This is a genomic window from Rhizobium sp. 18055 (genome assembly GCF_902706285.1).
GTDB lineage: Bacteria > Pseudomonadota > Alphaproteobacteria > Rhizobiales > Rhizobiaceae > Rhizobium.
In genome coordinates, this window is record NZ_CACSKD010000327.1 from 1 (window position 1) to 430 (window position 430).

1 protein-coding gene is annotated in these 430 nt (G+C 39.5%); it reads right to left on the reverse strand.

Going from position 1 to position 430, the window contains the following annotated elements:
- Positions 1–185: 185 nt before the first annotated feature.
- Positions 186–430, reverse strand: a 245-nt coding sequence (locus tag GVL52_RS29345; protein WP_200848023.1) for a hypothetical protein, incomplete at its 5' end; no start/stop codon positions are given.

Here is a 430-nt window from a genome sequence, read left to right on the forward strand (position 1 = left end):
ATTTTGGTCTTTGGGAAATATATTTCTTCAGCGCCTTTGTCCACGATACGCTTATCGCCTCGAAAACTCGGGAGATCCATCAAATCGACGTCAGGCGTTGGAGTCAGCCTGATTCCCTTGAGATCGCGCTTGCGCAACTCCAAAAACAAGGTTTCTGAAATCACAAGCAGATTTTAAATAATTTTTCATATCGTAAATTTCTTATTAATTCCAGGAAAGTCAATTTCCTTGTTGAGCAATTCGTAATATTCATCGATGGATATCTTCCCAAATTCATCATCGTTTTCCTCTATCTCTTTTTCATACACGGATTTTAGAATCTCAAATCTCTCCGAACTCAAATATGGCTTGTGACTTTCAAGCATCGCGAAAAGATCTTTGTTGTACTCATCCTCGTCCTCAATGTCTTCCGGATTGATTTGGACGACAG